The following is an 18,514-nucleotide window of genomic DNA, read 5'->3' as shown; positions in this document are numbered from 1 at the left end:
GGTAAGATGCATATTAAAAAATAGGGGGATTCACATGAAAGGTCTTATCTCATTGTCAAACAAAATCATGCAGCGTTATCTGCCTGATCCATTTTTATTTGTGGTGATTTTAACGCTGGCCGTTTTCGGGCTTGGCCTTATTTTCACTGAAAGTTCAAGTCTTGAGATGGTTCAGTATTGGGGGGACGGTTTCTGGAGCCTGCTTGCCTTTTCCATGCAGATGGTGCTGGTTCTCGTGACAGGGTATGTCCTTGCAAGCAGCCCACTCTTTAAAAGGTTCCTCGGTTTTCTTGCTTCATTCGCAAAGTCTCCCGGAGCCGCCATTGTGATCGTGACGGTCGTTTCCATGATCGCAAGCTGGATAAACTGGGGATTTGGTCTTGTCATCGGCGCTTTATTTGCAAAAGAATTGGCCAAACGGGTGAAGGGCGTGGATTATCGTTTGCTCATCGCCAGTGCCTATTCAGGATTTGTCGTCTGGCATGCGGGCTTTTCCGGTTCCATCCCGTTGTCGATCGCGACAGATGGTCATCCGTTCCAGGATTTGATCGGGGTGATTTCAACAAGCGAGACGATCTTTGCCACGTCCACCCTCATCATCGTCGCAGCGCTATTCATTGTCCTGCCGATCGCCAACAGGATGTTGATGCCCGCTAAAGACGAGACCATAACCGTTGACCCGGAGCTTTTCAATGAGACGGCTGTTTCTCTTGAAAAGGGAGCAATGACACCAGCAGATCGCCTGGAAAACAGTATGGTTTTATCGATTGTCGCTTCGGTACTCGGGATTGCGTTCTTATTCTCGTACTTTGTGAAAAATGGTTTCGCTCTTAATTTAGATATCGTGAACTTTTTATTCTTATTTCTCGGCATTCTGTTTCATGGGACGCCCAAGCGCTTCCTCGCCGCAGTCCAAGAGGCGATCAAGGGGGCCAGCGGGATTGTCATCCAGTTCCCTTTCTATGCAGGGATCATGGGGATGATGACGGCATCGGGACTTGCGGTCGTCATGAGCGAGGCTTTCGTGTCGATCTCAAATGATGTGACTTTTTACTTCTTTGCTTTCCTGAGTGCGGGGATCGTCAACTTCTTCGTTCCTTCAGGTGGCGGGCAATGGGCCGTTCAAGCCCCGATCATGCTCGATGCGGCTCAAACCCTCGATGCCTCCGTCGCCAAGACGGCAATGGCCGTTGCTTGGGGGGACGCCTGGACCAACTTGATCCAGCCTTTCTGGGCTCTACCGGCTCTCGCCATCGCCGGACTGAAGGCTAAGGACATCATGGGGTATTGTGTGATCATCCTTGTCATCAGTGGGATTGTCATTTCACTGGGACTACTATTCTTATAGTGCAAGCAAAAGCGCCATCCAAAACGGGTGGCGCTTTTTAGCCAATAAAAAGGCCGACCTCCCGGGAGACCAGCCGTTATGTATGGACATTCATTATCTTTATATTCTTCCTTCCTATCGGACACTTTCCCTTCTCTCCAGTTCCCCTTCTAACATCTCAATAAATTCTTCTTCCAATCCTTCTTCCTGCGCCAGTTGATAGACATTGGTCAATTGCTCTTCTGTGAGTTTTGTTAAAGACGTCATCGATTACAACTCCTGACTATCCAAGATATGAATTCATAATACCCTCTTAAACAAGAGATAAACCTCCTTTTTCAAAATAAATAATCTATTCATTCTTTTCAGGTCAATTCCCCCAATGAGTCTAAGTTATTATTGAAATTTTTAAAAATTTTAGTAAAATAGAAAGCGTACTGAAAGATAGCGCTTTCTTTTTTGTATATACCATTTACTAGATTTTATTACTAATTTATGTTTCACCATATGATCCTTCGGGAAAACCATCTGAGGAATACATAATCTCCCTTGCCCGAACTTCCTGTGGACAAATTTATATGTATGCATTAGAATGAATAATGTTTCATTTTCCGTTACAACTACTTCTGAGGTGAATTTATGAATCAGCAACATCGCTTTACACTATCAAGTCATTTACGATTTATCATCCCTTCCTTATTGGGAGTTTTTCTATTTATGATCCCGATTCCCGGTAAAGATGGAATCACGATCCCCATCGCAGTCTTATCGGGTCTTCTCCAGGATTGGATCGGAAGCTATGTGCCGGCCATCATGACAGGATTGATCATCCTCACGGTCATCGGGACGTTCATCACAAAGCTGCTTCATCCCGGTTTCATTGAAAAATCACCGTTTTTCTCGAGCTTATTCGACGTAAGACCTGTTTGGGTCGTCGTGAGGGTGCTCGGGGCCATTTTTGCCATTATGACTCTATTTAAACTAGGACCTGAATGGGTCTGGTCCGATGCAACGGGCGGGCTTCTATTAAACCCGGATGGACTACTGACCATTCTGTTCTCTGTGTTTTTATTTGCAGGCCTATTCCTGCCGCTATTATTAAATTTTGGTTTACTGGAATTATTCGGAGCACTCCTAACGAAAATTATGCGTCCCGTATTCGGACTTCCAGGGCGCTCTTCCATCGATTGTCTCGCTTCCTGGTTGGGAGACGGAACAATCGGGGTATTACTGACAAGCAAACAATATGAAGATGGATATTATACGAAGAAAGAAGCGGCGGTCATCGGGACTACCTTCTCTGTTGTGTCCATCACCTTCTGCCTGGTTGTCATTTCACAGGTGAATCTCGGGGAATACTTTATCCCGTTCTATCTTACAGTGGCCGTATCAGGGCTCCTGGCAGCGATTGTACTGCCGCGCATCCCGCCTTTATCCCGGAAGCCTGACACGTATTTCAATGGTCAGGAAGGAAAGGATACGATGGAAGTGATTCCTGAAGGCTACAGCCGTATCGGTTATGGCTACGAGCAGGCTCTTGTCCAGGCGAAAAACAACAACAGCGCATCCAAGTTCTTCACTGACGGCATGAAAAATGTGCTGGATATGTGGATGGGTGTGGCACCCATCGTCATGGCGATCGGAACAACGGCTCTGATTGTGGCGGAGAATACGAAGTTCTTCGAATACATCGGCATGCCCCTTATTCCGATCCTGGAGCTGCTGCAGATCCCGGAAGCGACGGAAGCATCACGCTCCATTCTTGTCGGTTTTGCCGATATGTTCCTTCCAGCCATCTTTGGATCCGGAATCGAGAGTGAGCTGACACGCTTTGTCATCGCTTGTTTATCTGTTACTCAATTAATCTATATGTCTGAAGTTGGCGGCCTGCTTCTCGGTTCCAAGATCCCGGTCGATTTCAAGGATCTGGTCATCATCTTCCTGCAGCGTACTTTCTTAACATTACTTGTGATCGTAGCGATCGCTCATATGATTTTTTATTAAGTGAAAACCCAGGTTCGAATTGAACCTGGGTTTTTTTATGATGTTTACTTAAACTCGCGCTTACAAGTCAGCCTCCCTTTTCTTGACCTTCATAAATAGTCCACCTTTAGGTCGGAGGGTGATGAGTGGATGACATTCTGTTTTGTGATCACCTGATAGGGTGAAGGTGAATTTCTTCACGTATAGGGCCGCAATGATCAATGCCTCTTGAAGGGCAAAGTGATTGCCGATACAGACCCGCGCCCCACCCCCGAATGGAAAGTAAGCATAGGAAGGAATGTTTCCCTCCTGGTCCTTTGAAAACCTCTCTGGGTCAAAGACAAGTGGGTCCTTGAAGTACTTCTTATTTCGATGCATGATATACGGGGAGAGGAGGACATTCTCGCCTTTCTTGATCAAGTGATTGCCGACTTCTACGTCTTTCACTGCCACTCTCCCGAACATCCATACAGGTGGATACAGGCGTAACGTTTCCTGAAGGGTTTGGCGCGTATAATGAAGATGGGAAAGATGGGTACCGTTTAATTCTTCTGAACCTACTACTTTATCAATTTCACTGCAAACCTTTTCTTTCACACTCTCATCGCTTTCCAACACATACAAAAACCAGGAAAGGAGATTGGCCGTCGTTTCATGACCCGCCACAAAGATGGTCATTACTTCATCCATCAGTTGTTCTCTGCTCATACCATTGCCGGCTTCATCACGGGAATTCAATAAGGCATGGAGTAAATCCTCTTTTTGTTCCGTTTGGCTTTCCCTTTGTTGGATGATTTCCCCTACGACTCTCTTAAGTGCCTGAATGGATGTCTTGTATTGTAAAAGCTCAGGAAGCGGCCATGATAAGGGCGGCTTAAAAAAAGAACGGATCCTTTTCGTAGCCGTTTCCAAAATGGCTTCCAAATGAACCCCTACTTTTTCATGCCCTTCCTGAACATCCATATTGAACATTGTCTTCGTAATGACCGCCAATGTCACTTCCATCATATCTTTGGATATATCCCTGGGATTTCCCGTCTCCCACCCATCCATCATTACAGTGGCGGACTCGATCATTTCGCTCATATACCCCTGGATATGCTTTGGAGTGAAATACGGCTGAATGATTTTCCTCTGCTTTGTATGTAGGGGAGACTCACTTGTGACAAGTCCTTCTCCAATCAGGGGAGAAAGCTCCTTGAATTGGTTTGATTTGTGAAAGGATCGGGACTGGGTGACCAATACCTCTTTGACCAATGCAGGGCATAACAAGAGATGAACGGTACGGTTGGCAAAACGGAATTGAACCCTTTCTTCACTTTTACTTGCCTGCTCTTCTAAAAATAAGAGCGGATCCTTCCTGAACCTATCTAACTGACCTAATGGATGAAGAGAATGGACGATCGTTTCATTGGTCATACCTGCGACACTTCCTTTATAGTTTTTTCAGTTCTCCCTTATCCCGAACACTCCTTTTATCCTATTCACCCGCGCTCTCATTCATTAACCATTTCTGTTATAAAGAAAAAGGCTGCTCCATTAAGAAGCAGCCTAGAATATTATATCGTTTCAACCGGAAAGGTGACCTCCACCTTCGTTCCCTTATCCACTTCAGACTCAATAAGAAGCGATCCCTTGTGGTCTTCGATGATTTTTTGACTGATGGTGAGACCGAGTCCCATTCCCTTTTCTTTCAGGGTAAAGAACGGCTCTCCCAGTCTTTTTAACCGATCGGGAGGGATCCCGATCCCCTGGTCTTGAATGGCGATAAGCACCGACTGGTCCCTTAGTTTCCAGTCGATGTCGATATCCCCTTCATCCATGGATTCGATCGCATTTTTAATGATATTGATGAGGACCTGTATGCACTGATTCTTATCACCGAACACATGGATCGGTGATGTTGGGAGCTTAACATGTAACGTGATGCCTTTTAGTAGGGCTTCATGTCCCATGACCTTTACCACATACCGCAGTACCTCACTCATATCGAATGTCTGGTACGTTCTCATTTGAGGCTTGGATAGAATAAGCAGCTCCCCGACGATTTGATTGATCCGGTCCATCTCGGAGGACATGACGGTAAGGTATTGGTCGGATACATGCTCGTTTTCCTTCAACAGTTGAATGAAGCCTTTTATGCTTGTGAGGGGATTCCGGATTTCATGTGCGATCCCTGCCGCCAGCTCCCCCACCACGGAAAGCTTCTCTTTACGCAGCAGCATTTCTTCCGCGATCTTCTGCTGGGAAATATCCCTGCCGATGATCACCAGTCCCTTTCTTTTATGATTCGAATGAAATAAAGGGACTTTAATGACATCAAAGGTCTTAAACTCTCCGTTCGGAAGATAAAAACCTTCTTCACAGCGTGTCACTTGTTCTGCTTTCCATGACTCTTCATCTGAATCAATGCAATAGTCAAAGGCATCTTTAAAAAAGGGCACTAATTCACCCAGCTCCCTATCTGTCTTACCGACATAATCTATCCCCTCAAGATTGTACAATTTCCGCCCAAACTGATTGACCTTCAGCCAGCGGCCGTCCCCATCCTTGAAGCAGACAAAATCCGGGAGGGCGTGGAGAAGGGTGGATAGCTGGTTTTCTTCTTCCAGAAGTGTTTTGTGCTTTGCTATGAACATATCCCCTTTTTTTAATAAGAGAAGAAGGAATGCCACCGCAGCACTTACCAGAAGAAGGGAAGCAATGGTGTTCCAAGGCTTATCAAGCATGAGTATCGCGATGACCTGAAACACGGATAGAGCCATCAGGATCATGATTATATTATGAAATGTATATGTCATCTTACGATTCATTTTCTCTATCATATTAGTCACCCGTCTCACTCATACTTTGTTTTTTAAAATAGGTTAAATATATACGGCCCAATGGAGGTGATATAGAATAGGACATAAATTCCCATAAAGTAGAAGGCTCCCGCGAAAGACCCCCACTCGGGATCTCTTCCTTTTCTCCAGATCACCCAGGTGATGACGCCTAACAGCACCAGCAATGCATAGCTGCTGCCGGGGAACACAAAGTATTCGGGTGCCACCTGGTAAAAATATGGGTTCATGGCTTTAGATGTATAGCTGATCGGCATAAGCATGAAGATGATAATCGAAGCATATTCCGCCCAGCTGACCCCGTCCTTTTCAAATACATTCGGTCTGAAAATATAGAGCAGGATTAACAGGAACAAGGACGGTAAAAACCAGTAAAAAGAGGTCATGATGGTCACGAGACTGCTGAACATCATCAGGACTCCGTTGTTAAGGGCTTCCCTCACTGACCTTTGGGACCAATTTGTACTCTTTGAAATCACTTGTTCATTCTGAGAAGCCCCATATAGTTCATATGTACCACCGTCATAATTAAACCAAACCAAGGATTCGTCCGTTATTTGCAAAGGAGAATACGTTACATGCTTGGTCGTGCTGATGGCGGTCCCTTCCAACGAGCCTCCATTTTCAAACGGAGCCATGTACAGACGGACCGAGCTGTTATCACCGACCTGCTGTCCTTCTGAAGTGAACACAACGGAATCTTTTCCACCTACGTCCACGAATTGAACGCCTCCGGGACTTTCAAGTTTTTCCCCGTTACTTTTATTCACGAATTCCATTTTGTTTCCACTCAGGATGGAATCCCCTAATTCTTGTAATGGAGCCTGTACCTTGTACACGCTGTAAGAAAGCGTGCCTTGCGTACGCGATTTCTCACTATAAAGCAGGATTAGCTGTCCATCCTTTACTTTAAATGTCAATCCATCCATTTTTTTGTTCGCAGAGGTGTTGACCAGAAGGAATGGCTTATCGGTTACTTCACCGTTTTCGTTCATATAGTAGACTAGATCGTGAGAATCATCCTTCTTCACTTGAACAATGGAACTTCCGTCCGGCCCGACGTGGATATCGGATATTTCAGACTGGAACGTGTGGACTGCCTGTGAAGAACCTTCATCGATTCTATACTCAAATAATTTTTCATTGCTCCAATAATAAACTCGATCTTCCCCTGTCCCCAATCCGGTGATCCCTTCGGAAAGAACGTCATCCTCTTGGTTGCGGGTCAGAACTAAGTTGCCATCTTTATAATAGATGAACTGATTTCCATCCGTCCAGAATGGATAGCCCCTTGTAATTTTCGTACCAATGACGTTCTCGTTTGAAACGTTCAATTGATCATTGATGGACAGGGCGTGGACCTTACCTTTACTTGATACATATACATCCCCATTGTTTTGAAAAACTTGGGGTTTTTCTTTGGAGGTATAATCAAGCGGGAGTGAGCGGCTCCAATTTGGCTGCGGAAGTTCTTTCACGAGGAATAGCTGGTGAATGAACAGGGCGGCAACAAATAGTACCATGACTCCTAAAGGTATACCGAATGTTTTCATTTTCTCTCTCATCTGAATCCCCCTTATGTCATTGTGTTAGACTTCTGAATTTTAGCATAATTCAAAGGTTCTTTCACCATTTTCTTCCACAAAAGGGGTTGGCTTTTCACTTTTCCTCTTAAGTATATCATTTTCCCTCGTTGATTCTAACAAAAATTGTCACTTTTTGTCGTATTTCCAAAGGCGATAAAAAAAGACCCCCATGAAGATTCATAGGGATCTTTTCACTTATTTTGTTTTTAGTTTATCGAGCATGTCAGCGGTCATTTTGGTTAGGTCGTATTGTGCTTTGAAGCCCCATTCGTTCATGGCTGCACTGGAGTCGATGGCGTTTGGCCAGCTTTCGGCAATGCTTTGGCGAACAGGGTCTACGTTATAATCAAGCTTGAAATCGGGTTGGTGGACACGGATCGCTCCGGCAATGTCTTCAGGAGCCACGCTCATGGCTGACACATTAAAGGAATTGCGATGCTCAAGCTTTGAGCCGTCCGCTTCCATCAGGTCGATGATCGCATTAAGGGCATCCGGCATATACATCATATCCATGTAAGTTCCTTCCCCGATATAGGACGTATACTGATTATTCTTGATTGCCTCGTAGTAGATTTCTACAGCATAATCCGTCGTCCCTCCGCCTGGCAGGGTTTCATATGAAATCAGACCCGGGAAACGAAGCCCTCTCGTATCCACTCCGAATTTTGTAAAGTAGTAATCTGAAAGAAGCTCACCTGACACTTTGTTCACTCCATACATGGTGGTAGGACGCATAATGGTGTCCTGTGGGGTCGAATCCTTAGGTGTTGTCGGGCCAAACGCACCGATTGAGCTTGGCGTGAAGAATTGGCAATTCAATTCTCTTGCCGTTTCAAGGGCGTTCACAAGTCCTCCCATGTTCAAATTCCATGCCAGCAGCGGTTTCGCTTCTGCCGTCGCCGATAGAAGGGCGGCTAAGTGAATAACGGTGTCCACATTATTCGTTTTGGCGATATCAAACATCTTCCTTGCATCGGTGACATCAAGTTGCTCAAAGGGGCCATTCTTCACAACCGGACTATCCGTCTCACGGATATCCGTTGCGATGACATGATCCGAACCGTATACGTCACGCAGCTTATTGGTGAGCTCAGAACCGATTTGTCCCAATGCTCCTGTTACTAAAATCTTTTTCATCGTCTTTCCTCCTGCATTACCCTTTGGTGTTATCGTAAAAAGATAGGGCTGACATGATGCCAGTCCCTATGCTGTTTGATTAAATGATTCCCATTTCTTTTCCGACCTTCTCATACGCTGCGATCGCTTGATCAAGCATTTCCTTCGTATGTGCAGCGGAAGGCATGTTTCTCACACGGCCAGTTCCCCTTGGTACGGTTGGGAACACAATGGATTTTGCATAAACCCCTTCTTCATACAGGCGTTTACTGAAGTCCTGTGTTGCCTGCTCTTCACCGATGATGACAGGTGTGATAGGTGTCTCACTGTTTCCGATGTCAAACCCAAGCTTCGTCAGCTCTTCCTTCAGATAGCGGCTGTTTTCCCACATATTATCCTGAAGCTCCGTCGAATTCATGATAAGATCAAGTGCTTCCGTACAGGCCGTCACGTCTGCCGGTGTCAGTGAAGTAGAGAATAGGAATGGACGGGAGCGGACTTTTAACCAATCAATCAGATTTTGCGTTCCTGCCACGTATCCACCGACTACACCGATGGCTTTCGATAACGTACCCATTTGGAAGTCGACTTTATCTGACAGGCCAAAGTGCTTGACCGTCCCTGCACCCTTTCCAAGGACACCGGAACCGTGGGCATCATCTACATACGTCATGATATCGAATTCTTCAGCGATCTCAACGATTTCAGGAAGCTTACAAACATCCCCGTCCATCGAGAATACCCCGTCCGTGATGATCATGATTTTGTTGTATTGACCTGATTCCTTCGCTTCTTTCGCTTTCGCACGGAGATCTTCCATATCGGAATGACCAAAACGGATGATCTTGGCTTTTGAAAGGCGACACCCGTCAATGATGGAGGCGTGGTTCAATTCATCGGAAAGGATGGCATCATTCTTATCCATCACAGCTGAAATGGCTGCCATATTACAGTTGAAACCTGATTGATACGCAATCGCGGCTTCTGTTCCTTTGAATTTCGCAAGCTTTTCCTCAAGCTTCACATGAAGGTCAAGGGTACCATTGATGGTACGTACGGCACCGGCTCCCACACCGTATTCTTTCACGGCTTCAATGGCCACCTTCTTCAGGCGTTCATCGGTTGCGAGTCCCAGATAGTTATTAGAAGAAAGGTTCACAAGCTTTTTACCGTTCACTGTGATCATCGGTCCATTGGCACCCTGCAATGGGTCGATTTCATTATACAAACCGCGTGATTTTAAATCTTCAAGGTTTTCTTGTAAAAAGTGATCTAACGACTTACTTGTCATATACTCGTCCTCCTGTTATGTAAGCGTTTTAAAAACAAATGTCCATTCCAAAAATACATTATTTATCAGGTGAATCTTTGTGTTTTCTAAGAATTGTTCTATTTTTTAGTTTAACATGTTTTTTCGTGATGGACAAAATTTATCTTCGTTTTTTGCCTATATGGTAGTGTTCCCTTTATAGTTGAAAAACTGCAGATTTTTTTATTTGGCCAAGCTCAAAAACAAAGGATGAACAAAAGCGGCGACTTCTGTTCATCCTTTGTTTTTTAACCATGTTTGCGGGCAACACGGTGTTCGAGAATGGCTTTGTGCATCCTTCTTAGTGCCAGGTCGACCCGCTCTTTGGGACAGGCGATGTTCATTCGGACGAAGGATTGGCCGCTGTCTCCAAATTTAAAACCTTCGTCGAATTTGACTCTGGCTTTCTCTAAGAAGAACCTGCATAGCTCTTTACCTTCCATTTCCAATCCGGTGCAGTTAATCCAGATCAGATGGGTGGCCTGAGGCTGGATGGCTTTGAGCTCCGGAAGATGTTGCTCCAGATAGTTCTGCACATACTGTTTATTCTCCTCAAGCACCAACAGAAGCTCATGTAACCACGGTTCACCTTCCTCATAGGCGGCGATGGTCCCTTCAATCCCAAACACATTCGGCCTCATCAGACCATATCCTGTGAGCTTGTCCTGATATTTTTCTCTTAAGGTTTTATTCGGGATGAGGAGGATGGAGGTTTGAAGGCCTGCAATGTTAAACGTTTTGCTTGGAGCTGCACACAGAATGCTTCTTTCCAACAGACTCTCATCCCCTTTAAAGAGCGGAATATGTTCATAGCCTTCGTATACTAGGTCTCCGTGCATTTCGTCCGAGATGATCCATAGGCCGTGACGCTTGGCAATATCCCCGATTCTCCGCAGTTCTTCCTTTGTCCAGACCCGTCCTACAGGATTATGAGGACTGCATAGAATCAAAAGCTTGGCATTTGACCGGCCCGCTTTTGCTTCCAGATCCTCAAAATCAATGGAATACACCCCATCCCCATAGACCAGCGTGTTTTTTATGACCGAACAGCCGTGATTTTCAATCGTACTATAAAAAGGATAATATACGGGATCTTGAATGATGACAGCGTCTCCAGGTTCCGTCAACACAGACAACAATACGTTGATTCCCGGAATGATCCCCGGGCTGAAGCTGATCCACTCTTTCTCTATTTCCATATGGAAGCGTCTCTTCCACCATGAAATGATGGACTCAAAGTATCGATCGCTGAACGTAGTATAGCCGTAGATGCCATGCCCGGCCTTCTTTTTCATTGCTTCCACAATCGCAGATGAAACTTGAAAGTCCATGTCTGCTATGCACATAGGGATCACATCCCCGTCAGGAAATGACCATTTAACAGAGTGAGTATTCGTTCTCTCGATGCAATCATTCCAATTCATGTCCCAATGCCCCTCTCGAATCTATCTTTCTTTACTTTATACCAGATTTAGAACCGGGTGAATACCTGAATAAAAAATAGGAATTTCTTTTTATTCCCTGGTTAGCAGGATATCGGTCCTTCACTATTTCTTCACTGATTTTTCTGACTTTGCTTTCCTGTTCAAGTGCTTTAAGCCTTCCCGTTTGCTCAATGGGGCAAGTTCCACGGTTTCAATGAACATTTCTACCGCTTCCGGGTTGGTTTTTGAATACTCACGCAGAGCCCAGCCGATGGCCTTCTGAATAAAGAATTCCTTTGATTGATTGTGCATGGAAATATATCTGAACAGACGTGCCTCATCCGTCTTTTCTTTATATTTCAACTGATACAGTATGGCGATGCGGTTCAACCACATATGATCTGAATGAATCCATTTCTCTAAGTAAGTGTCGTCTTCTTCCGTTTGAAAGATTCTACCCACATGATTGGAAGCGATATGGTCGATCGTATCCCACCAGGATTTATCGGTGATCATTTCTTCCAGAAGCGGCAGGTGCTCCTTCACTAAATACCTGGATTGCTTATCCAGAAGAGAAAGCGCGACATACTGACATTCCCTTTGAGGTTCAGACCAAAGAGAACGGACGATGGCCGGCAATTCTTCAATTGGTGGTTTACCGTTCTCCTTTAGAAAATCCCGTAGTAAAGCCGTTCGTTCCGGGGTCTTGATACCAAAGAACTCAAATTGATTTCTCATATAGGCTTCCATCGCTTCCCGGTTTGCACTATTTTGATGGTGCTTTAATAGGGCAATCAACTGATCTGCATACTCATGATTCATCTAACATCTCCTCCTTTTGACTTCGTTCCTCACATTCAAAGCAACAGTTTTTCCCGTCCTCCATTTGTACACCGTTAAAGAAACCATCTAAGCAGTAGAGGGGCTTTTGGCATAGGTAACAGTAGTCTACAAGCTCTTTCATTCTCCCACCCGTTCATTTTTATAAAATGTATTTTCCAATCGAGACATCTCCCGTTTCTATTCATACTTCTTTATGATCGATTGAAAAACCTTTTTCAACTGAAAAAAGACAATCCTCAGCTTGCTAAAGGATTGTCTCTTTTCGTCATCTGTCTTTCAATGAGGAAGTGAAGAAGTTTTTTGCTTTGAGGCAGTGAAAATCCAACGATCGACCCCAGTCCCAATGCGATGATCACAGTTCCGATCCCCACAGGACCACCCAGTAACCAGCCAAAGAAGAACACAATGATCTCCATTCCATTCCGTCCCCACTGAACCTTCCAGCCTGTTTTCTCGACCACCAGCAGCATAAGACTGTCCCGAGGTCCCGCTCCAAGATCCGCCGATACATACATGCCGATCCCATATCCGATGACCACGATCCCGATGGCAAACAAGACGGCTTGTGCTGCGAAGGATTGCGGGTCAGGCAAAACAAAATTGAATAAATCTATGAAAATACCAATTAACAGCATATTGATAAACGCTCCGGCTTTAGGAAACGACCTGGTCCCGACGCCTGTCACAAACAGGATGATAAAGCCGACGATAATGGACCACGTCCCGATCGTCAGACCAAGCTGCTTGAACAGTCCATAATGAAACACATCCCAAGGTCCGATTCCAAGATCTTTTCCTTTAATCGTCAAGCTGATGCCAAACGACAGCACAAGTAAGCCAACAAAGAAAAACGACCAGCGTAAACCTTTTTCTCGATTCATGAAAATCCCTTCCTACTCCATAGTCGGTTCATTTATTACCCGGATAACTGTATCACAGAATCCCGGACAAAAAAATTTCATAAAACCTATGGGGTTGGTGGGGATAAGTTGCTTGGCGGGGCATGAACCCTCTATCCCTCAACCATCTCGATCATTTCCCCATCCGGACCAAAGAAAAAGGCCACGTTCCAGCCATTTTCAAGAACGACCGGTCCTTCAACGGGTAATAAACCCTTCTCTTCCAAAAAACCTATCTCCTCCTCAAGGCTTGTCACTTCGAACGCTAAATGAAGAAATGTCCGGCCCAATCCGTCCTTTTCTCCCGTTTCCTCTATAAGCTCCAATCGACAATTCCCTTTTTTCAAAAACAGGATGTCCTCACTATCCCACGTCACTTTCATTTCTTCCTGGAACCCAAAATAGGTTTGATAGAATTCCTTTGAGACCGCCAAGCTTTTTACTTTCATTCCAATATGATGAACCTTCATACCCATTCTCCTTATAAAATGATATTCATATCCCCGAACTCATGCCATTTATAGTTTTTTGCCAGAGCCGTTTGATAGGCCTTTAATAGTTTTTCCTCTGAAATAAAGGCCTTTAAGAGATCCAGGTGACTTGCTTCCGGTTCGTGGAAGCCTGTAATGAGGCCGTCTACGATTTTTAGGGAGTTGTCACCGGATATATAGAGATTGGTTACCCCCTCGGAAGCCTTTAGCTCCCCGTGCTCCATCATGACGGTCTCCAGGGCCCTGACGACCGTTGTCCCCACTGCGATGACCCGGTTCCCGCCATTCTTTGCCCGGTTGATTCTATCCACTGTCCCTGACCCGATATGATAGTCTTCCGGATGATTTTTTGGAGTCGGCCACCGATCGTCCCCGTAGTAGCTCAAACCTGTGTGAAGCTGTAAGAACACGATCTCAATCCCTTTTTGTTTCAAGGATTGGATCAACTTCCACGAAAAGGCCCTTCCGGCAGATGTCATTTCGACAGACCCCGGTACTGATCCATAAACAGTCTGGAAACAATCAAGCGGCCATGGCGTTTCGATATATTCATAACGGATCGGCTCTCCGCTTCTGTAAATAAAATCAAGGAGCTCGCTGCCACTCTTGTTGAAAGACAATCGCACCAGCGGTTTTTCACTTCCTTCACCCACGAGGTCCGCCTTAACTCCCTCTTGAAAATGGACAGCTTCCCCTGTTTGATACACGTCCCCTATGATCAGCGCATCCCAGCAGTGATCATCGATTTTCCTGGATAAACGGACTTCAAGTTGCCTGTCTCCCTGTTTCCCTTTGAGAGATGCAGGGATGGTCCTGCTATTGTTGAGTACAAGTACGTCCCCCTTATTTAAAAAGGCGGGCAGCTGCCTGAAGCGGGTATCTTCACATTTGCCGGTCTTTCGGTCCATCACCATCAGCTTTACTTCATCCCTCTCGGAGCCTTGTAGCTCGATAGGAGTCGACGCGTTCAATCGGGGAGGGATATCGAATGTTTTCGCTATTTCATTCATGATCCCCGCCTCGGTCCCACTGAAATTCCCGTGCGGCAAATCGTTTCCCATTCTCATTTAAAGACGCATCAGAAGCCAGGTATAAAAACACATCAAGGTGATCCCCGGGAGCGGCAAGGGGATAATCACAGTGGGGGACAGCCTGGTCGTGCATATCCGTATCCATTTCACCCGGGTCGACCATATTCACCCGTATCCCTGTATCGCCCAGCTCGTCGGACCACGTTTGCGTCAACCCTTCAACGGCGAACTTTGAAATGCCATACGCTCCCCACTCCGCAAACCCTGTTTCACCTGCCTCCGAAGTTAAATTGATGATCGAGCCCATACCTCTTCCAATCATCCCGGGAAGAACTCTTTTGGTGACAAGAAATGGATTCAACGTGTTGATTGTCAGTACCCGAAGAAACTCTTCCTCTGGATAATCGGCCAGCAGACGGGGGCCCGGGCCGAACACAGAAGCATTGTTAAAGAGGACATCCACTCCTCCCAGCGTTTCTTCCGTTACCGATACAAAGCGATCCACGTCCCGGGCATTTGAAACATCCGCTTCCAATGCCACCACTTCTGCCCCTAAAGCTCTCAGTTCTTTCTCAACCTCCATGAGTGGTCCATGATTTCGTGCGCAAATGGCAAGTTTTGCCCCTTCTTCAGCGAACTTCAATGCCAATGCCCTCCCTAATCCTTTTGAAGCCCCCGTTACCATGACTACTTTATGTTCAAACATTTTGCATACCCCTTTCAAATTCTTGTGATACTCACAGTTTATGAAATAGTCAAAGACAACAAATCCTCTATTAGGGGTCGAATACTCTAGAAAATTTGATGTAGCCTTCCATCAGCCTTTTGGTGTACTCCACAAAAACACGAACATTAATACTAGAAATGTATTTTATATTCGTGTTATAATCAAATTGAACGTAAATAGAGCAGTGACTGGCGAAAATGTGGAATGAACCACAAGGGAGCTGCGAATCTTACAAATCATGAGCCATTAGCCGTTCGCCTGGGCAGAAGGCAAGGGGATACCTTTGTCTTTTTTTACTATAATCAGGAGGGATTGCAGTGGAACCATTACTATTAGACGGGAAACGTGTTGCATCTGAGGTTAAGGAAAGCCTGAAAGCGAGAGTAGCCGTATTAAAAGAGAATGGAATCACACCATGTCTTGCAACAGTGCTGGTTGGAGATGATCCATCGTCTGCTACCTATGTAAAAATGAAGGGGAATGCCTGCGCGAAGATCGGGATGGAATCAAGACGAATCCATCTTCCAAAGGAAACAACCACGGATGAGCTCCTAAACGTGATCAACGAGCTTAATGATGACCGTTCTGTTCACGGTATCCTTTTACAGCACCCTGTCCCCCATCACATCGACGAACGCGCTGCCTTTGAAGCGATTTCCATTGAAAAGGATGTGGATGGCGTCACAAGCCTTGGTTTCGGTCAGAATTCATTAGGGTTCGGGGAGTATCCATCCTGCACCCCTGCCGCGATCATGAGCATCATCGATTACTACGGGGTCTCCCTCGAAGGGAAGCACGCTGTCGTGGTTGGAAGAAGTCCAATCCTCGGCAAACCCGTTTCCATGATGCTATTGAACAGGAACGCAACGGTGACGACATGCCACTCCTATACTGAGAATCTGCCTGCCATCCTCTCTACGGCTGATATTGTGGTAGCAGCCGTCGGAAAACCGAATTTCATTCAAGGGGACTGGTTGAAAGAAGGGGCCGTCGTTCTTGATGCCGGGTATAACAAAGGGAATGTAGGGGACGTCGATTATGAGGCATGCTATGAAAAGGCAGGCGCGATTACACCTGTTCCTGGAGGAGTAGGTCCTGTCACCATTTCCATGCTGCTAAAACAAACCGTTGATTCTGCTGAAAAGTATGGTCAGGTTGTCCAACATTCATAAAAACAAACATCCTTTAAGAGGCGGACTCTATCTCCGTCTCTTTTTTCTTATTTCACACTTATTTTTTCGCCATTTTGGGAGAGAATGGTAAGGAATAGAAAGATAAAGGAGCGTTCACATGGACTCACAACAACACAATGCTTTTTCCCATACACCGGAACCCTATTGGAGGGAAACCGCTAAGCTTCCCGTTTTTAAAAAGCTTGAAGAAAACATAAAGGTAGATGTGACCGTGGTTGGCGGCGGGATAGCAGGGATCACCACCGCTTACCTGTTGGAAAAGGCAGGAAAAAAGGTTGCTCTCATTGAGGCCGATCACTTATTAAACGGCACGACCGGTCACACCACAGCAAAAATTTCCGCTCAGCATGGATTGATTTATGATGAACTCATCCAGCATTTCGGTGAAGAATTTGCCAAGAAATATTATCTTTCACAATCGAAGGCCCTTCAATTTATCAAGGATACGATTTCCAGCGAAAAGATTGAGTGTCACTTTACGCACGAGGACGCATACGTATACGCCACCACTGATCAATACGCTGCAAAAATCCAGAAGGAATACGAGGCGTATGAGAAGTTAGACATCAACGGAGAGCTTGTCGAAAAGCTTCCACTTGATATAGAGATAAAGAATGCCGTTTTGATGAAGGATCAAGCGCAGTTTCATCCTTTGAAATATCTTAAAGCCCTGATTGATTCTTATACGGGCTCAGGCGGTCAGATTTTCGAAGGAACGATGGCCAAGACCATCAATGAAGGTGATAGTACCCAGGTTGTGACGGCGGACGGTTACCACCTTGATAGTGAGTATGTTGTCATCTGTTCCCACTTTCCCTTTTATGATGGGATGGGATTTTATTTTACCAAGATGCATGCAGAACGTTCGTACATACTCGGGGTGAAAGCCAAAAAGGACTATCCGGGTGGAATGTACATAAGTGCAGAAGACCCTATCCGTTCCCTGCGCTATGAAGAAGATGACAATGGAGAAAAACTCATCTTGATCGGAGGAGACAAACATAAAACCGGTCAGGGTAAAGATACGATGGACCATTATAAGGCATTAGAGGATTTCGGGAGAGAAGTAGTTGGAATAGAAGAGGTCAGGTATCGCTGGTCGGCACAGGATTTGATCACGTTGGATAAAGTACCGTATATCGGCAAGCTGACGGAAAAACACCCTTCCATTTTTGTTGCAACAGGCTTTAATAAATGGGGCATGACATCCGGTACCCTAGCCGGGCAGATTCTTTCGGATCAGATCTTAGGAAATCATCATATTTATGCCGACGTATACACTCCTTCCAGGTTTGTTGCGGACCCTAGCATGAAACATTTCTTTAAAGAGAATCTCAACGTTGCAGGCGAGCTTATAAAAGGAAAATTACAGGTACTCTCCAAGAAACCGGAAGAGCTCCAAAAAGGGGAAGGCGATGTGGTCAACTTCAACGGCCGTCGCTGCGGAGGATTCAGGGATGATACCGGAAAGCTTCACCTCGTGGATACAACCTGTACTCACCTGGGCTGCGAAACCGAATGGAACCACGGAGATCACACCTGGGACTGCCCTTGTCACGGATCCCGTTTCTCCATAGACGGAGAAGTAATCGAAGGCCCGGCCAAAAAACCCCTAGAAAGATTCGAAGTACACGATTGACGGTTGGACCTCTGGAGAACTTAAGAGTTTTTGTCGAATATAGCCCGGGAAATAAACCGAAGCACCAGTGAATTTGACATATTTTGTCGCATGATTCAAAAGA

16 protein-coding genes and 1 riboswitch are annotated in these 18,514 nt (G+C 45.5%); of the genes, 4 read left to right on the top strand and 12 right to left on the bottom strand.

The window, feature by feature from the left end:
- Window positions 1–34: 34 nt before the first annotated feature.
- On the top strand, window positions 35–1,348 hold the full coding sequence (locus CN378_RS08390; protein ID WP_098351436.1) for a short-chain fatty acid transporter: 1,314 nt from the start codon (window positions 35–37) through the stop codon (window positions 1,346–1,348).
- Between the two features lie 114 nt (window positions 1,349–1,462).
- On the opposite strand, the gene sda is transcribed toward CN378_RS08390, so the two are convergent.
- A complete protein-coding gene (gene sda, locus CN378_RS08385) occupies window positions 1,463–1,594 on the bottom strand; it encodes a sporulation histidine kinase inhibitor Sda (RefSeq protein ID WP_098351435.1) in 132 nt (43 codons plus the stop codon).
- A gap of 372 nt (window positions 1,595–1,966) precedes the next feature.
- Here sda and CN378_RS08380 point away from each other — a divergent pair, with 372 nt between their 5' ends.
- Entirely contained in the window at window positions 1,967–3,331 is a 1,365-nt protein-coding gene (locus tag CN378_RS08380; RefSeq protein WP_098351434.1) for a YjiH family protein, read from the top strand.
- 60 nt (window positions 3,332–3,391) lie between these two features.
- Here CN378_RS08380 and CN378_RS08375 read toward each other — a convergent pair whose 3' ends face one another.
- From CN378_RS08375 to CN378_RS08325, 11 genes are all read right to left on the bottom strand, one after another.
- Window positions 3,392–4,729: a cytochrome P450 gene (locus CN378_RS08375; protein ID WP_098351433.1), complete on the bottom strand. Its 1,338-nt coding sequence runs from the start codon at window positions 4,727–4,729 to the stop codon at window positions 3,392–3,394.
- A gap of 140 nt (window positions 4,730–4,869) precedes the next feature.
- Window positions 4,870–6,135 carry an ATP-binding protein gene (locus CN378_RS08370; RefSeq protein WP_257141085.1) on the bottom strand — a complete coding sequence of 422 codons (1,266 nt, stop codon included), beginning with the start codon at window positions 6,133–6,135 and terminating at the stop codon, window positions 4,870–4,872.
- Between the two features lie 32 nt (window positions 6,136–6,167).
- On the bottom strand, window positions 6,168–7,718 hold the full coding sequence (locus tag CN378_RS08365; protein ID WP_098351432.1) for a hypothetical protein: 1,551 nt from the start codon (window positions 7,716–7,718) through the stop codon (window positions 6,168–6,170).
- Window positions 7,719–7,934: 216 nt separating this feature from the next.
- A complete protein-coding gene (locus tag CN378_RS08360; RefSeq protein ID WP_098351431.1) occupies window positions 7,935–8,876 on the bottom strand; it encodes an L-threonine 3-dehydrogenase in 942 nt (313 codons plus the stop codon).
- Between the two features lie 79 nt (window positions 8,877–8,955).
- Window positions 8,956–10,146, bottom strand: a complete 1,191-nt coding sequence (locus tag CN378_RS08355) for a glycine C-acetyltransferase (RefSeq protein ID WP_098351430.1) — start codon at window positions 10,144–10,146, stop codon at window positions 8,956–8,958.
- A gap of 266 nt (window positions 10,147–10,412) precedes the next feature.
- On the bottom strand, window positions 10,413–11,588 hold the full coding sequence (locus CN378_RS08350) for a MalY/PatB family protein (RefSeq protein WP_098351429.1): 1,176 nt from the start codon (window positions 11,586–11,588) through the stop codon (window positions 10,413–10,415).
- Window positions 11,589–11,711: 123 nt separating this feature from the next.
- Window positions 11,712–12,410 (bottom strand): DNA alkylation repair protein, encoded by a 699-nt coding sequence (locus CN378_RS08345; protein ID WP_098351428.1) that lies wholly within the window; start codon window positions 12,408–12,410, stop codon window positions 11,712–11,714.
- A gap of 257 nt (window positions 12,411–12,667) precedes the next feature.
- Window positions 12,668–13,312 carry a YczE/YyaS/YitT family protein gene (locus CN378_RS08340; RefSeq protein ID WP_098351427.1) on the bottom strand — a complete coding sequence of 215 codons (645 nt, stop codon included), beginning with the start codon at window positions 13,310–13,312 and terminating at the stop codon, window positions 12,668–12,670.
- A 131-nt stretch (window positions 13,313–13,443) separates the two neighbouring features.
- Window positions 13,444–13,800: a VOC family protein gene (locus CN378_RS08335; protein ID WP_179884850.1), complete on the bottom strand. Its 357-nt coding sequence runs from the start codon at window positions 13,798–13,800 to the stop codon at window positions 13,444–13,446.
- Between the two features lie 11 nt (window positions 13,801–13,811).
- Window positions 13,812–14,831 (bottom strand): S-adenosylmethionine:tRNA ribosyltransferase-isomerase, encoded by a 1,020-nt coding sequence (locus CN378_RS08330; RefSeq protein ID WP_098351425.1) that lies wholly within the window; start codon window positions 14,829–14,831, stop codon window positions 13,812–13,814.
- Window positions 14,824–15,558: an SDR family NAD(P)-dependent oxidoreductase gene (locus CN378_RS08325; RefSeq protein ID WP_098351424.1), complete on the bottom strand. Its 735-nt coding sequence runs from the start codon at window positions 15,556–15,558 to the stop codon at window positions 14,824–14,826. Before CN378_RS08325 ends, CN378_RS08330 begins: the two co-directional genes overlap by 8 nt.
- A 195-nt stretch (window positions 15,559–15,753) precedes the next feature.
- A riboswitch (ZMP/ZTP riboswitch) is annotated at window positions 15,754–15,850 on the top strand.
- 46 nt (window positions 15,851–15,896) lie between these two features.
- Here CN378_RS08325 and CN378_RS08320 point away from each other — a divergent pair.
- On the top strand, window positions 15,897–16,751 hold the full coding sequence (locus tag CN378_RS08320; RefSeq protein WP_483295067.1) for a bifunctional 5,10-methylenetetrahydrofolate dehydrogenase/5,10-methenyltetrahydrofolate cyclohydrolase: 855 nt from the start codon (window positions 15,897–15,899) through the stop codon (window positions 16,749–16,751).
- A 118-nt stretch (window positions 16,752–16,869) separates the two neighbouring features.
- Complete coding sequence (locus tag CN378_RS08315; RefSeq protein ID WP_098351422.1) at window positions 16,870–18,411, top strand: FAD-dependent oxidoreductase; 1,542 nt, start codon at window positions 16,870–16,872, stop codon at window positions 18,409–18,411.
- The last annotated feature ends 103 nt before the right edge of the window (window positions 18,412–18,514 follow it).

Origin of the sequence: Bacillus sp. AFS015802, assembly GCF_002561455.1 — a bacterium.
Lineage (GTDB): Bacteria > Bacillota > Bacilli > Bacillales > Bacillaceae_B > Rossellomorea.
This window is presented reverse-complemented; position numbering and strand designations above follow the sequence as displayed.

Coding starts and splice junctions, on each gene's coding strand:
- CN378_RS08390 (WP_098351436.1), top strand. CDS start 35: ATGAAAGGTCTTATCTCATTGTCAAACAAAATCATGCAGCGTTATCTG.
- sda (WP_098351435.1), bottom strand. CDS start 1,594: ATGACGTCTTTAACAAAACTCACAGAAGAGCAATTGACCAATGTCTAT.
- CN378_RS08380 (WP_098351434.1), top strand. CDS start 1,967: ATGAATCAGCAACATCGCTTTACACTATCAAGTCATTTACGATTTATC.
- CN378_RS08375 (WP_098351433.1), bottom strand. CDS start 4,729: ATGACCAATGAAACGATCGTCCATTCTCTTCATCCATTAGGTCAGTTA.
- CN378_RS08370 (WP_257141085.1), bottom strand. CDS start 6,135: ATGATAGAGAAAATGAATCGTAAGATGACATATACATTTCATAATATA.
- CN378_RS08365 (WP_098351432.1), bottom strand. CDS start 7,718: ATGAGAGAGAAAATGAAAACATTCGGTATACCTTTAGGAGTCATGGTA.
- CN378_RS08360 (WP_098351431.1), bottom strand. CDS start 8,876: ATGAAAAAGATTTTAGTAACAGGAGCATTGGGACAAATCGGTTCTGAG.
- CN378_RS08355 (WP_098351430.1), bottom strand. CDS start 10,146: ATGACAAGTAAGTCGTTAGATCACTTTTTACAAGAAAACCTTGAAGAT.
- CN378_RS08350 (WP_098351429.1), bottom strand. CDS start 11,588: ATGAATTGGAATGATTGCATCGAGAGAACGAATACTCACTCTGTTAAA.
- CN378_RS08345 (WP_098351428.1), bottom strand. CDS start 12,410: ATGAATCATGAGTATGCAGATCAGTTGATTGCCCTATTAAAGCACCAT.
- CN378_RS08340 (WP_098351427.1), bottom strand. CDS start 13,312: ATGAATCGAGAAAAAGGTTTACGCTGGTCGTTTTTCTTTGTTGGCTTA.
- CN378_RS08335 (WP_179884850.1), bottom strand. CDS start 13,800: ATGAAGGTTCATCATATTGGAATGAAAGTAAAAAGCTTGGCGGTCTCA.
- CN378_RS08330 (WP_098351425.1), bottom strand. CDS start 14,831: ATGAATGAAATAGCGAAAACATTCGATATCCCTCCCCGATTGAACGCG.
- CN378_RS08325 (WP_098351424.1), bottom strand. CDS start 15,558: ATGTTTGAACATAAAGTAGTCATGGTAACGGGGGCTTCAAAAGGATTA.
- CN378_RS08315 (WP_098351422.1), top strand. CDS start 16,870: ATGGACTCACAACAACACAATGCTTTTTCCCATACACCGGAACCCTAT.